General features: G+C 60.9%; 11 protein-coding genes. 10 read left to right on the top strand and 1 reads right to left on the bottom strand.

Going from position 1 to position 13,571, the window contains the following annotated elements; translation table 11 throughout:
- The first annotated feature begins 11 nt into the window (after window positions 1–11).
- From VE009_RS13405 to VE009_RS13365, 9 genes are all read left to right on the top strand, one after another.
- Window positions 12–2,048, top strand: coding sequence for a beta-galactosidase (locus VE009_RS13405; protein WP_325008372.1), 2,037 nt, complete (start codon window positions 12–14; stop codon window positions 2,046–2,048).
- Window positions 2,049–2,362: 314 nt separating this feature from the next.
- Window positions 2,363–4,228: a 3D-(3,5/4)-trihydroxycyclohexane-1,2-dione acylhydrolase (decyclizing) gene (iolD, locus tag VE009_RS13400; protein WP_325008370.1), complete on the top strand. Its 1,866-nt coding sequence runs from the start codon at window positions 2,363–2,365 to the stop codon at window positions 4,226–4,228.
- A 22-nt stretch (window positions 4,229–4,250) separates the two neighbouring features.
- Window positions 4,251–5,162: a myo-inosose-2 dehydratase gene (gene iolE, locus VE009_RS13395; protein ID WP_325008368.1), complete on the top strand. Its 912-nt coding sequence runs from the start codon at window positions 4,251–4,253 to the stop codon at window positions 5,160–5,162.
- Between the two features lie 2 nt (window positions 5,163–5,164).
- Window positions 5,165–6,172, top strand: coding sequence for a 5-dehydro-2-deoxygluconokinase (gene iolC / locus VE009_RS13390; protein ID WP_325008366.1), 1,008 nt, complete (start codon window positions 5,165–5,167; stop codon window positions 6,170–6,172).
- Between the two features lie 37 nt (window positions 6,173–6,209).
- A complete protein-coding gene (locus VE009_RS13385) occupies window positions 6,210–7,655 on the top strand; it encodes a CoA-acylating methylmalonate-semialdehyde dehydrogenase (RefSeq protein WP_325008364.1) in 1,446 nt (481 codons plus the stop codon).
- A 33-nt stretch (window positions 7,656–7,688) separates the two neighbouring features.
- On the top strand, window positions 7,689–8,552 hold the full coding sequence (gene fba / locus VE009_RS13380; protein WP_325008362.1) for a class II fructose-1,6-bisphosphate aldolase: 864 nt from the start codon (window positions 7,689–7,691) through the stop codon (window positions 8,550–8,552).
- 11 nt (window positions 8,553–8,563) lie between these two features.
- Window positions 8,564–9,604: an inositol 2-dehydrogenase gene (gene iolG, locus VE009_RS13375; RefSeq protein ID WP_325008360.1), complete on the top strand. Its 1,041-nt coding sequence runs from the start codon at window positions 8,564–8,566 to the stop codon at window positions 9,602–9,604.
- Window positions 9,605–9,622: 18 nt separating this feature from the next.
- On the top strand, window positions 9,623–10,444 hold the full coding sequence (iolB, locus tag VE009_RS13370; RefSeq protein ID WP_325008358.1) for a 5-deoxy-glucuronate isomerase: 822 nt from the start codon (window positions 9,623–9,625) through the stop codon (window positions 10,442–10,444).
- A gap of 92 nt (window positions 10,445–10,536) precedes the next feature.
- On the top strand, window positions 10,537–11,541 hold the full coding sequence (locus VE009_RS13365) for a LacI family DNA-binding transcriptional regulator (protein ID WP_325008356.1): 1,005 nt from the start codon (window positions 10,537–10,539) through the stop codon (window positions 11,539–11,541).
- Window positions 11,542–11,583: 42 nt separating this feature from the next.
- Here the strand turns inward: VE009_RS13365 and VE009_RS13360 are convergent, their stop codons facing one another.
- Window positions 11,584–12,384: a hypothetical protein gene (locus tag VE009_RS13360; RefSeq protein ID WP_325008354.1), complete on the bottom strand. Its 801-nt coding sequence runs from the start codon at window positions 12,382–12,384 to the stop codon at window positions 11,584–11,586.
- A gap of 278 nt (window positions 12,385–12,662) precedes the next feature.
- Here VE009_RS13360 and dapA point away from each other — a divergent pair, with 278 nt between their 5' ends.
- Entirely contained in the window at window positions 12,663–13,568 is a 906-nt protein-coding gene (dapA, locus tag VE009_RS13355) for a 4-hydroxy-tetrahydrodipicolinate synthase (protein WP_325008352.1), read from the top strand.
- The last annotated feature ends 3 nt before the right edge of the window (window positions 13,569–13,571 follow it).

Genomic DNA, 13,571 nt, shown 5'->3' with positions numbered 1-13,571 from the left:
CGATGAGCGGCATGGCCAAACGTTTTCCCCCGATCAGCGGCAAACTCCCCGTCTTCATGCACGGGGCCGATTATAATCCGGATCAATGGCTGCACGCTCCGGAGGTGCTGAAAGAAGATATTCGCTTAATGAAGCTGTCGAATTCGAACGTGATGGCGCTCGGCATTTTCGCCTGGTCTGCGCTCGAGCCGGAAGAAGGCGTATTCACGTTCGAATGGCTCGACAAGGTGCTCGACGATTTCGCGGCGAACGGGCTGTACGCATGGCTCGCGACGCCGAGCGGGGCGCGGCCCGCGTGGATGTCGGCGAAGTACCCGGAAGTGCTGCGCGTCGGAGCGAACCGGCTGCGCAACCTGCACGGCGCCCGCCACAACCACTGCTACACCTCGCCGGTGTACCGCGAGAAGGTCGCGATCATGAACGCGAAGCTGGCGGAGCGGTACGCGTTCCATCCGGCCGTCGTCGGCTGGCATATTTCCAACGAGTACGGCGGGGAGTGCCACTGCGACTACTGCCAAGAGGCGTTCCGCGGCTGGCTGAAGCGCAAGTACGGCACCCTTGAAGCGCTTAACCACGCGTGGTGGAACGCGTTCTGGTCGCATACGATCACCGACTGGTCGCAGATCGAATCGCCCGCCCCGCACGGGGAGAAGGCGGTTCACGGCCTAAATCTCGCCTGGCGGCGCTTCGTCACCGATCAGACGATCGATTTCTACCGCCATGAGGTCGCGCCGCTGAAGGCCGCGAATCCGTCGCTGCCGGCGACGACGAACATGATGGATTTGTTCGACGGGCTCGATTATTGGAAATTCGCCGACGTCGTGGACGTTGTCTCGTGGGATGCGTATCCGACATGGCATGAGGCCGGCAGCGACAGCAAGGTTGCATCGTGGTTCGCGTTCAACCACGATCTGTTCCGCTCGCTCAAGGGGAAGCCGTTCATGCTGATGGAGAGCACGCCGAGCTTGACGAACTGGCAGCCGGTGAGCAAGCTGAAGCGTCCCGGCATGCATAAGCTGAGCTCGCTGCAGGCGGTCGCGCACGGCTCCGATACGGTGCAGTACTTCCAATGGCGGAAGAGCCGGGGCTCGAGCGAGAAGTTCCACGGCGCGGTCGTCGACCACGTCGGGCACGAGCACACGCGGGTGTTCCAGGACGTGACCGAGGTCGGCGCAACGCTCGAGAAGCTGTCGGGCGACGTGCTCGGCGCGGGCACGGACGCGAGTGTGGCCATCGTGTTCGACTGGGACAACCGCTGGGCGGTGCGCGACGCGCAAGGGCCGCGGAACTTGGGCGTTCATTACGAGCAAACGGTCGTGCAGCATTACCGGGCGTTCTGGGAGCTCGGCATTACGGTCGACGTCGTCAGCCGCCATGCGGACGTGTCGAAGTACAAGCTGGTCGTCGCGCCGATGATGTACATGCTCGACGAGGCGTCCGGCCGCAAGTTCGAAGCGTATGTGGAAGCGGGCGGCACGCTCGTGACGACGTATTGGAGCGGCATCGTGGACGAGAACGACCTGTGCCATCTCGGCGGTTTCCCGGGTCCGCTGCGGAAGACGCTCGGCATTTGGTCCGAGGAGATCGAGGGGCTGCATCCGCACGACGCCAACGGATTCGTATACGGCGGCGTCGCGTACGAGTCGCACGAGCTGTGCGATCTGATCCACGCGGAAGGCGCCGAGGTGCTCGCGACGTATACGAGCGATTTCTACGCCGGCCGCCCGGCGCTGACCGTCAACCGGTTCGGGCGGGGCAAGGCGTATTATCTCGCGACGAGGGCGAAGGATCCGTTCTACGAGCGGTTCTACGCGAGCGTCGCCGCGGAAGCGGGCGTGCCGCGCGTGTTGAACGCCTTGCTTCCGGCGGGCGTCACCGCGCAGGCGCGGACCGACGGCGAACGCGAGTACGTGTTCGTCATGAATTTCAGCGGCGCGCCGCAGACGGTGAAGCTCGACGACCGCGCTTACGTCGATCTCGAGACGGGCGAGGCGGTCGGCGGCGAGCTGGCGCTGCCGACGCACGGCATTCGGATGTTGAAACGATAGGAAGGCGGGGCACCCGGGAGCGGGTGCCTTTTCGCTTTGCGGGGGGAGGGGGGCGCACCGCGGGCGAAACAAGACGGCTGCGTCAGCAGGCGACAAATGTCCCTTATCCGTTCGACGTTCTGGCGGCGAAGAGGGAAAAATTTTGCTTAGAGCATTGTACGGCAGCGGAATTGGGTGTATAGTTAAGGGAAAGCGCTTAACCTAACCTTTTCCGAACAAATCTTCGAGACAACGATTGCGTCCATATCACTGGTGCAATTATATTTTTCCCTAAAGGGTAAAGCGCTTAACCACCAATTGTTAGGGGGGTAACGATGGCGACGATTCGACTGACGATGGCGCAGGCATTAGTCCGTTTCCTCGATGCACAGTATGTTTCGGTTGACGGCGAGGAAACGAAGTTCGTGCGCGGCGTGATGGGCATCTTCGGCCACGGGAACGTGACCGGCATCGGCGAGGCGCTGGAGCGGAGCGCGGGCGGACTCGCGTACATCCAAGGCAAAAACGAGCAAGGCATGGTCCATGCTGCAACCGCTTACGCAAAGCAAAGGAACCGGCGGCAAATTTTCGCCTGCACGTCCTCGATCGGCCCGGGGGCGCTCAATATGGTGACGGCCGCCGCGACGGCGACGGTGAACCGCATCCCGGTGCTGCTGCTGCCGGGAGACAATTTCGCTTCCCGCCAGCCCGATCCGGTGCTGCAGCAACTCGAAGTCCCGGGCGATTACACGATTTCCGCGAACGATCCGTTCAAAGCCGTCAGCAAGTACTGGGACCGCATCGTTCGTCCGGAGCAGCTGATGTCGGCGGCGCTGCAGGCGATGCGGGTGCTCACCGATCCGGCCGAGACGGGAGCCGTGACGCTGGCGCTGCCGCAGGATGTGCAGGCGGAAGCTTACGATTATCCGGAGGAATTTTTCGCGAAACGGATTCACTATATCGACCGCCGGCCGCCCGCGAAGGAGGCGGTGTCCCGCGCGGCGGAGCTGCTGAAAGGGAAAAAGCGGCCGCTGCTCATCGCCGGAGGAGGCGTACTCTACGCATCGGCCGTTCAAGAGCTGCGGACGTTCGCCGAATCGTTCGGCATTCCGGTCGCGGAGACGCAGGCGGGGAAAAGCTCGCTGCCTTGGAATCACCCGCTGAACGTCGGCGCCGTCGGCGTGACCGGAACGCTGGCCGCGAATGTGCTGGCGAAGGAAGCGGACGTCGTGATCGGCGTAGGCACGCGCTACTCCGACTTCACGACCTCTTCGAAATCGGCGTTCGCCCGGCCCGACGTGCAGTTCGTGAACATCAACGTCAGCGCGCTGGATGCCGCCAAGTGGAGCGGCGCCGCGCTGACGGGCGACGCCAAGCTGGGGCTGACGGCGCTCGCGGAAGCGCTCGGCGGGGCGGGCTACCGCAGCGGGTACGAAGAGGACGAAATCGCGAACCTGAAGCGTCAATGGGACGACGAAGTAGAGCGGCTGTTCTCACTGGAGCATGAGGAGGGCCTCGCCCAAACCCGCGCGCTCGGCGTCATCCAGGAAACGATCGACCCGAGCTCCGTCATCGTATGCGCGGCGGGCAGCCTGCCGGGGGATCTGCATCGTCTGTGGAGGCCGGCGCAGCCGAAAACGTACCATATGGAATACGGCTTCTCGTGCATGGGCTATGAGGTGAGCGGCGCATTCGGGGCGGCGATGGCCGAACCGGACCGCGAGGTATACGCGCTCGTCGGCGACGGCAGCTACTTGATGCTTCATTCCGAGCTCGTCACCAGCCTTCAGGAAGGCGTGAAAATAACGATTCTGCTGTTCGACAATCACGGTTTTCAATGCATCCACAATTTGCAGCGGGGTCACGGCAGCGACGGATTCGGCAACGAATTCCGCTACCGGGAGTCGGCGACGGGCCGGTTGACCGGCGCCTATATGCCGATCGATTTCGCCGCGCATGCCCGCAGTCTCGGAGCCAAAGCCTACAAGGCGTCTACGCCGGCCGAGCTGAGACAGGCGCTGGAGCAGGCGAAGCAAGAAGCTGTCACGACGTTGATTGAAATTCCGGTCGTGCCCGGCACGAATACGTCCGGCTACGAATCGTGGTGGAACGTCGGCGTGCCGGAAGTGTCTGTCAGCGGCAACGTCGTGAAGGCGCATGAGGAAATGAAACGGCGCATTCAGTCGGCTAGACCGTACTGAGCGACGAAGGGGGAGAAGACCAATGCGGAATGTTCCGTTTGCATTAGGCGCCCATCCGATCAACTGGGTCGGCGAAGACGTGAAAGAACACGGCGAGGGCACCTCATTCGAGCAAATCGTGGACGATATGCAGAAGCTCGGCTTGCGCGGAACGGAAATGGGCCGTAAGTATCCGACCGACCCGGCCGTTCTGAAGCGGGAGCTCGAGAAGAGGGGCCTGCAGCTCGTGTCCCAGTGGAAATCGGTACTGTTCTCCGATCCGGCGTACCGCGAACAAGAGCTTGCCGCCTACCGAGCGCATGTTCAGTTCCTGAAAGAAATGGGCAGCACGGTCGTCAGCACTTGCGAAGTGGGAGGCTCGCAGCACTTCGATCCGCGCCGCACGCCGAACGAGAAAGAAGTGCTGCGGCTCGACGAAGCCGGCTGGCGGAGCTTGGCGGAAGGGTTGAACGCCGCCGGAGCGATCGCCAAGGAACACGGCCTTAAGCTTACGTATCACCATCACGGCGGAACCGTCGTGGAGCGTCCGAACGAAATCGACCGCCTGATGGAGCTGACCGACCCGAACCTCGTGCATCTGCTGTACGACACCGGCCACGCGTACTACGGCGGCGCGAATCCGCTCGAGGTGCTGCGCAAGCATTACGACCGGATCGCCTACGTTCATTTGAAAGACGTGCGCATCAACGTCCTTGAGGAAGCCAGGAACGAGAACGCCGATTTCATAACCTGCATTCGCAAAGGCGTGTTCACCGTACCGGGGACCGGGGATCTCGATTTCGGGCCGATCGTGCGAGAACTGATCGCTCGAGGCTATACCGGTTGGGCGATGCTGGAGGGCGAGCAAGACCCGGCCGTTTACCCGGCTTACGAATACGCCGACAGAGCGCTGAAGTATCTCGAACGCCTAATTTCAACGAAAGCGGGGCAATAGCGATGAGTTACATCCAGTTTCCTAGCGGCCGGAGCGTCGATTTCACCGCCATCGGCAGGCTGTGCATCGACCTTAACGCCAACGAAATCAACCGCCCGATGGAGGAGACGCGCACCTTTACGAAATACGTAGGGGGCTCTCCCGCCAACATTACGATCGGCATGTCCCGGTTCGGCCTGCGAACCGCTTTCGTCGGTAAAATCGCGAACGATCAAATGGGTCGGTTCATTCATCGATATTTGGAGCAAAACGGGATCGAGACGAGCAGTGTCGTGGCGGACCGGACCGGGGCCGTGACCGGGCTCGCTTTTACCGAAATTAAGAGCCCTACCGAGTGCAGCATTCTAATGTACCGCGACAACGCCGCCGATCTGCTGCTGACGCCGGGGGAAGTGAGCGAAGAGCTGATCGCGCGCACGAACATGTTCCTTATCTCGGGAACGGCGCTCGCGCAAAGCCCTTCCCGCGAAGCGGTGTTCCAGGCGCTGAGCTATGCCAAAAAGCATGGCTGCGTCATCGTATTCGATCTCGATTACCGCCCTTATACATGGAAGTCCTCGGAAGAAACGGCCGTCTACTACAACCTGGCCGCCGAAAAATGCGACGTCATTATCGGAACGCGCGAAGAGTTCGACATGATGGAGCGCTTCGAACACAATCCGGAGCGAAACGATCAAATAACCGCAGGCAAATGGTTCGACTATTCCGCGAAGATTGTCATCATTAAGCACGGCAAAGAAGGCTCCATCGCCTACACGAAGGACGGAGCGAGCCATCGCGCCAAGTCGTTCCCGGCGAAGGTCGTCAAGACGTTCGGTGCGGGCGACTCCTACGCGGCAGGATTTCTGTACGGTCTGATGCAGGGCTGGACGCTGGAGAAAAGCATGGTATTCGGCAGCGCCGCCGCCTGCATCGTCATTTCCAGTCACAGCTGCTCCGACGCGATGCCGAGAGCGGACGAGGTCCACGAATACATCGCCCGGTGCGAGCGCGGAGAGATCGTCGTTTAACCGACGTCAATAACCATTCCAGGGAGGGGCTTTCGCGATGACGCAAGTGTTGAAAAATTGGATCGGGGGCCAGTGGGTCGAAGCTCGCGCGCAGCAAACCGATCCCGTATACAACCCGGCTACGGAAGAAGTGCTCGCTTACGTGCCTCTATCCGCCAAGGAAGACGTAGACCAAGCCGTGCAAACGGCGAAGGAAGCGTTCCGAACGTGGAGCCGCACGCCGGTTCCGCGCAGAGCGCGCATTTTGTTCAAATATCAACAACTGCTGGTCGAGCGCTGGGACGAACTGGCGAAGCTGGTCACGCTGGAGAACGGCAAAAGCTACAACGAAGCTTACGGCGAAGTGCAGCGCGGCATCGAATGCGTCGAGTTCGCCGCGGGAGCGCCGAGCCTCATGATGGGCAAGCAGCTGCCCGACATTGCGACGAACCTCGAATCCGGCATGTACCGTTACCCGATCGGCGTCGTCGGCGGCATTACCCCGTTCAACTTCCCGATGATGGTTCCTTGCTGGATGTTCCCGCTGGCGATCGCCTGCGGCAACACGTTCGTGTTGAAGCCGTCGGAGCGGACGCCGCTGCTCGCGAACCGTCTGGCCGAGCTGTTCCACGAAGCCGGACTTCCCGCGGGCGTATTCAATATCGTGCACGGCGCGCATGACGTCGTTAACGGCATTCTCGAGCATCCATCCATTGCCGCCGTGTCTTTCGTCGGCTCCCAGCCGGTAGCCGAGTACGTGTACAAGACGGCTTCCGCCCACGGCAAGCGCGTCCAGGCGCTCGCCGGCGCCAAAAACCATTCGATCGTCATGCCGGACGCCGATTTGGACCTCACCGTCAAGGAAATCATTAACGCCGCTTTCGGCTCCGCCGGCGAACGCTGCATGGCTTGCTCGGTCGTCGTCGCGGTCGGAGACATCGGCGATGCGCTCGTCTCCAAGCTGGTCGAAGCCGCGGACAGCCTTACGATCGGCAACGGCATGGACGAAGGCGTATTCCTCGGTCCGGTCATTCGGGGCCCGCACAAGGAACGGACGCTGAAATATATCGAAATCGGCGAGAAGGAAGGCGCGCTCCTGCTCCGCGACGGCCGCAAGGACGCGGCGGCGAGCGGCGGCGGCTATTTCGTCGGCCCGACGCTGTTCGATCAAGTGCAGTGCGAGATGAAAATTTGGGAGGACGAAATTTTCGCTCCTGTCCTGTCCATCGCGCGCGTAGGCACATTAGAAGAGGCGATCGAGCTGGCCAACCGTTCGGAATTCGCCAACGGCGCCTGCTTATTTACCCGCAGCGGCGCCGCGATGCGGCAGTTCCGCGAAACGATCGACGCCGGCATGCTGGGCGTCAACCTGGGCGTGCCCGCGCCGATGGCGTTCTTCCCGTTCTCCGGCTGGAAGAAGTCGTTCTACGGCGATTTGCATGCGAACGGCACGGACGGCGTGGAATTTTACACCCGCAAAAAAATGGTCACCGCCCGCTGGTAAGCGGCGGAAGAAACGGACGGAGGAATCACCCGCATGACGCTCGTATCCATGTCGGCGATGCTGAACAAAGCGCTGGAAGGACGGTATGCCGTCGGTCAGTTCAATTTGAACAACCTGGAATTCACGCAGGCGATTTTGCAGGCGGCGGAGGCTGAACAGGCCCCCGTCATCCTCGGGGTCAGCGAAGCCTACATCCCGTATATGGGCGGGCTTCCGACGATCGCCGGGATGGTCCGCTCGCTGATCGACTATTACGGCATCACGGTGCCGGTCGCGCTGCATTTAGATCACGGTTCCACTTATGAGATATGCATCCGCGCGCTGCACGCCGGCTTTACGTCGGTCATGATCGACGCCTCGCATCACGAGCTCGAGCGCAACATCGAGCTCACGGCGAAAGTGACGGAAGCGGCGCACGCGCTCGGCGCTTCGGTCGAGGCGGAGCTCGGACGGATCACCGGACGGGAGGACGATCTCGTCGTCGACGAGGCGGAAGCGATGTACGCCGTCCCCGAGGAATGCGTCCGGCTCGTCCGCGAGACCGGCATCGACTGCCTCGCGCCGGCGCTCGGCTCCGTGCACGGGCCGTATCGCGGCCAGCCGAAGCTCGGCTTCGACCGGATGGGCGAAATTCAGCGCCTAACCGGTTTGCCGCTCGTGCTGCACGGCGGCAGCGGGTTGCCGGAGGAGGAAATTGTGCAGGCGATCGCCCTAGGCACCGCCAAAATCAATGTCAACACCGACAATCAAATGGCCTGCACGTCCGCCATCCGGGCCTATCTGGAAGAGCATCCCGAGGCGTACGACCCGAGAAACTATATGATTCCGGCCCGCGATGCGATTCAAGCCGCGGTTCGGGCGAAAATCCGCCTGTTCGGAAGCGCAGGGAAAAAATAGGAGGCAACCCTATGACCAAAATCAAAATCGGCATCATCGGCGCGGGACGGATCGGCAAAATTCATGCGGACAATCTGCTCCGCCATCCGAACGTCGAACTCGTCGCGGTCAGCGACTTGTTCGCCGGACCCGAGCTGGAAGCTTGGGCGGCGGCGCGAGGGATCGGCATCCTGACCAAGGACAGCTCCGAGCTTATTCGCAATCCGCTGATCGATGCGGTGTTCATCTGTTCTTCCACCGACACGCACGTTCCGCTCATTCGACAAGCGGCGGAAGCGGGCAAGCATATTTTCTGCGAGAAGCCGATCAGCATGTCGATCGATGAGACGGAGAAGGCGCTGGAGGCCGTCAAACAAGCGGGCGTGAAGCTGCAGATCGGCTTCAACCGCCGCTTCGACCATAACTTCAAGCGCGTCCGGGAGCATGTTGCCGGAGGCGCCATCGGCGAACCGCACATCGTGAAAATTACGTCCCGCGATCCAAGCCCGCCGCCGAGAGACTACATCAAAGTGTCCGGAGGCCTGTTCATGGACATGGCCATTCACGATTTCGACATGGCGCGTTTCGTGTCCGGCAGCGAAGTGACGGAAGTATACGCGCAGGGCGGCGTGCTCGTCGACCCGGTATTCGCGGAATACGACGACGTCGATACGGCGATCATTACGCTGAAATTCGCGAGCGGGGCGCTCGGCGTCATCGACAACAGCCGCAAAGCGGCGTACGGCTACGACCAGCGGGTCGAAGTGTTCGGCTCCAAAGGCAGCGTGAGCATCGCCAACGATCACCCGAGCACGGCGGTGGTCAGCACGGAGAGCGGCATCGTGTCCGACAAGCCGCTGCATTTCTTCCTCGAGCGTTATATGCAAGCGTATGCGGACGAGGTGCAGCATTTCGTCGACAGCTTGGTCAGCGGCGCGCCGCCCGCCATCGACGGCGAAGATGGCTTGCAGGCGGAGCGGATCGCGCTGGCGGCGAAGCTGAGCTATAAGCTGAACCGAGCCGTCAAGCTTAGCGAACTGAACGAGCTGCGCCGCGAGCCGGCGGCGAAATAACGACAGGGAGGTGCAGGTATGACGAAACAGAAGCTCATCGTCACTCCCGAACGACATCCGGGACCGGACGGAACGGTCATCGCCATCACGCCGGAGTCGGCGGGATGGACGTACGTCGGCTTCGAAGTCGCGAAGCTGTCCGCGGGGATGACGCTCCGCCGCGAAACGGGGGCGAACGAAGCGTGCCTCGTCCTGCTGAGCGGCGTCGCGGACGTCGCTGCGGGCGGCGCCGAATGGCGCGGCATCGGCCGAAGAATGAGCGTGTTCGAGGGGACGCCGCCTTATTCGGTGTACGTGCCGAGCGGCGACGGCTACGCGGTGGAGGCGCGCACGGACGTGGAGCTCGCGATCTGCACGGCGCCGGGCCGCGGCGGACATGCGGCGCGCCTCATCGCGCCGGAGCAGGTCGGCGTCGAAATTCGCGGCTATGGCAATATCGAACGGCGCATACACAACATTTTGCCGGAGCGGGAGCCGGCCGACAGCCTGCTCGTCGTGGAGGTGTTCACGCCGAACGGGCATTGGTCGAGCTATCCGCCGCACAAGCACGACCGGGACGCGCTGCCGGAGGAGTCGCTGCTCGAGGAGACGTACTATTTCAAGGTGAAGCCGGAGCAGGGGTTCGCGGTGCAGCGGGTGTATACCGACGACCGTTCGCTCGACGAGACGCTCGTCGTGAAGGACGGCGAAGCGGTGCTCGTTCCTCGCGGTTATCATCCCGTGTCGGCGCCGCCCGGGTATGACGTCTACTATTTGAACGTGATGGCCGGTCCGACTCGCACCTGGAAATTTCACAACGACCCCGACCATGAATGGATCATGACGGCGGGACCGAAGTAAGCGGCGTATTGCAAGCTCTGCCCGGAACGCGCATAATAACGGCAAGGGAACGGCCGCGCGCCGCCCCCAGTTTGAACGCCAGAGGAGCAAGCATGAAAGCGACCATTTACGACGTGGCCAAAGAAGCCGGCGTGTCGATCGCGACCGTCTCCAACGCCATCAACGGCAAGGGCAAAGTGAGCAAAAAGCGGCGCGAGCAAATATTCAAAATCATGGAGAAGCTGAATTATCAGCCGAGCGTCATCGCCTCCGCCCTGATGGGGAAGAAAACGTTCACGCTCGGCCTGCTGATCCCCGATATTTCCAACCCGTTCTTCGCCGAAATCGCCCGCGCGATCGAGGACGAGGCGCACGTAGCTGGCTACAGCGTCGTCATTTGCAGCACAGACAACAAAGACGAACGGGTGGAACGGTACATTACGCTGCTCGAGCAGAAGCGAGTGGACGGCATGATCATCGGCACAGGCGTCGAGGACTCGGGCATCTTGGAGCGGCTTCAGTCGAAGTCGATCCCGTTCGTGCTGATCGCGCGCGAGAGCGCCGCGCAGGCAGCCGACACGGTCGTGGCCGACGACTACGTCGGGGGCGTGCTGGCCGCGCGGCATTTGGCGGAGCTCGGGCATCGGCGGATCGCGATCTTGGCGGAAAATCTGAAAGTGAGCAGCAGCCGCGAGCGGATTCGCGGCTTTAAGCAGGGGCTCGCGGAAATGAACGTCCCGTTCGACGACGGCGATATCGTCACGTGCGAATTTATGATCGAGGAAGGAAGACGGGGCGCGTTCGAGCTGCTCGACCGGCCCGTCCGGCCGTCGGCGATCTTTTGCTGCAACGACGTGCTGGCGATCGGGGCGCTGCAAGCGGCGAAGCAGCTCGGCCTTCGCGTGCCGGAGCAGCTGTCGATCGTCGGGTTCGACGACACGATCTTGGCGACGGTAACCGATCCGCCGCTGACGACGGTAACGCAGCCGATCGCCAGCATGGGCAAGCAGGCGTTCAAGCTGCTGATCGAGAACGCAGCGAACGCCGACTCCGTCAAGCAGCGCATCGTGCTTCGGCCCGAGCTTAACGTTCGCCTATCGACGCATCGGGCGCAATAGCAGAGACCCCTCGTCTTCTCAGACGAGGGGTCTTCCGCGTTATTACGGTTTTTGCAATGCCCAAAGGGCGATGTTGGAGAGGACCTTCCAGCCGTTGTCGGTCAGCTGTTCATGGAAACCGATGTTTCCGAACGCATAAGCGATGCGCGCCGGTACGACCGAGCCGTCATCCGCTTTCGATCCTTTCTCGTATACGAAGATATACGCCTCTTTCGGTTGTCCCGCCACCGTAGCGATCACTTTCGCGTTTTTGCCGATTTTTTGACCGGCCACACCGAGCTGCGTAAGCTTCTCCTTCGCCTCCACCTTCCGGAACACTTCCACCTGACCTTTAAACCCTTTCGCGATCGGATGCTTCGCGTCCGCGAAGCTGATCGACCTGATTTTGTCTTTCTTGTCGGAAGCATCCTCGTCGGGATCGTCCTTCGGGTCCGGCGGCGGAACTAACTTAATGCCCGCGAGTCCCTGCCGTTTGCCATAAATCTGCGGCACTTTCAGTCCTTTCATTTGCCCGTCTTTCAAATACTTTTCGTTCATGGTCGGGCTGAAGTAGACGATATCGTATGTCTCCAGCGATTTGACGGTTACTTTCTTTTCATCCACGAGCGTAACCTTGAAGCCGAGCGTCCTCATGTGCTTCGCGATGGCTTGATCTTCCGCCGCCTTCCCGCCCGTTCGCCCGACGATCGCCATTTTCTTCCCTTTGGGGGATACTTCCTTTGCGTTCGCCGCCGCCTTCTTGGTCGTTGCGCTCGAGACCCCGCTGTGTGCCGCCAGAGCAGGCGACGCGATGACCGACACGGCTAGAACAATGAATAAAATACGCAGCCATAGCTTCTTCATGGCGTTTCCCCTCCGTTAGAACGATTTTCGGATTTTCGCGGCATTGCGCTGCCACCCGCCTTTCCAGAGATTTAGAAGCGCTTACAAAGACATTGTACGGAAAGAGAGTTTACTGTTTATAGGGGGTTCATTCCATAAATATAGGTTGTTTGTTGCTAGTTTGAAGACCGTTCGAAGCGGAAGGGAAAAAGGGCAAAACAACCTATAAACGTGGGTAAAACCCCCTATAACTGCCTTCGACTTTCATAATAAATTGAAACTCAAAGGAGTGGATCATAATGCTGCGTGTTGAAGGGGTTATTCCGGTGCTGATCACGCCGTTCACGGAAAAACATGAACTGAACGAGCCCGCGCTCCGCCGTTTCGTCAACCGGTTTATCGAGTCGGGGGCCGACGGCTTGTTTTGTTTGGGAACGAACGGCGAGTTTTTTTCGTTAACGGCGGAGGAGAAGATCCGCATCGTGGAGATCGTCGTCGACGAAACGAGAGGGAGAGTTCCGGTTTACGCGGGCACGGGGGGAATCGGCACGAAGGAAACGGCGGAGCTGTCGGAAAGGATGGAGGCCGTCGGGGCGGACGCGCTGTCGATCATCACGCCGTATTTTCTGCCGTTGACACAGCAGGAATTAATAAGTCATTACAAGAGCATTGCCTCCTGGACGTCGCTGCCGATCGTGCTGTATAACTTCCCGGCACGCACGGGGGTCCACCTGGAACCGAGGACGGTGGCCGAGTTGTCGAGCATTCCGAATATCGTCGGGATCAAAGACAGCAGCGGCAGCTTTGACACGATCTTACAATATATTCACGCAACGACGCCGGACTTCGCGGTGTTGTCCGGCTCCGACTCGTTGCTGCTGTGGACGCTCGCCGCAGGCGGGAAGGGAGGCGTCAGCGGCTCGGCGAACGTCGTTCCGGCGCTGATGACCGCGATTTACGCCCGATGGAAAAACGGGGAGCTTCCCGCGGCGAAAGAAGCGCAATCGCTACTGCGGCCGTTGTCGGAGCTGTACAAGCGAGCGACGCTGCCGTCCGTTTTTAAGGAAGCGATGAACATGATGGGGCTGAACGCCGGTCCGTGCCGGCCTCCGATCGCCCCGCCGGAACCCGCCTTGAAGGAAGAGCTTAGAACGCTGCTCCGGCGTTACAAAGAATTAGGCTACATAAAGGAAGAGATTCAATGAACG

Origin of the sequence: Paenibacillus sp. (genome assembly GCF_035645195.1) — a bacterium.
Taxonomy (GTDB): Bacteria; Bacillota; Bacilli; order Paenibacillales; family YIM-B00363; genus Paenibacillus_AE.
Note: the sequence above shows the minus strand (reverse complement) of the source record. Positions and strands in the feature narration are given on the sequence as shown.

Coding starts and splice junctions, on each gene's coding strand:
- dapA (WP_325008352.1), top strand. CDS start 12,663: ATGCTGCGTGTTGAAGGGGTTATTCCGGTGCTGATCACGCCGTTCACG.
- VE009_RS13365 (WP_325008356.1), top strand. CDS start 10,537: ATGAAAGCGACCATTTACGACGTGGCCAAAGAAGCCGGCGTGTCGATC.
- fba (WP_325008362.1), top strand. CDS start 7,689: ATGACGCTCGTATCCATGTCGGCGATGCTGAACAAAGCGCTGGAAGGA.
- iolC (WP_325008366.1), top strand. CDS start 5,165: ATGAGTTACATCCAGTTTCCTAGCGGCCGGAGCGTCGATTTCACCGCC.
- iolD (WP_325008370.1), top strand. CDS start 2,363: ATGGCGACGATTCGACTGACGATGGCGCAGGCATTAGTCCGTTTCCTC.
- VE009_RS13385 (WP_325008364.1), top strand. CDS start 6,210: ATGACGCAAGTGTTGAAAAATTGGATCGGGGGCCAGTGGGTCGAAGCT.
- VE009_RS13360 (WP_325008354.1), bottom strand. CDS start 12,384: ATGAAGAAGCTATGGCTGCGTATTTTATTCATTGTTCTAGCCGTGTCG.
- VE009_RS13405 (WP_325008372.1), top strand. CDS start 12: ATGGCCAAACGTTTTCCCCCGATCAGCGGCAAACTCCCCGTCTTCATG.
- iolG (WP_325008360.1), top strand. CDS start 8,564: ATGACCAAAATCAAAATCGGCATCATCGGCGCGGGACGGATCGGCAAA.
- iolB (WP_325008358.1), top strand. CDS start 9,623: ATGACGAAACAGAAGCTCATCGTCACTCCCGAACGACATCCGGGACCG.
- iolE (WP_325008368.1), top strand. CDS start 4,251: ATGCGGAATGTTCCGTTTGCATTAGGCGCCCATCCGATCAACTGGGTC.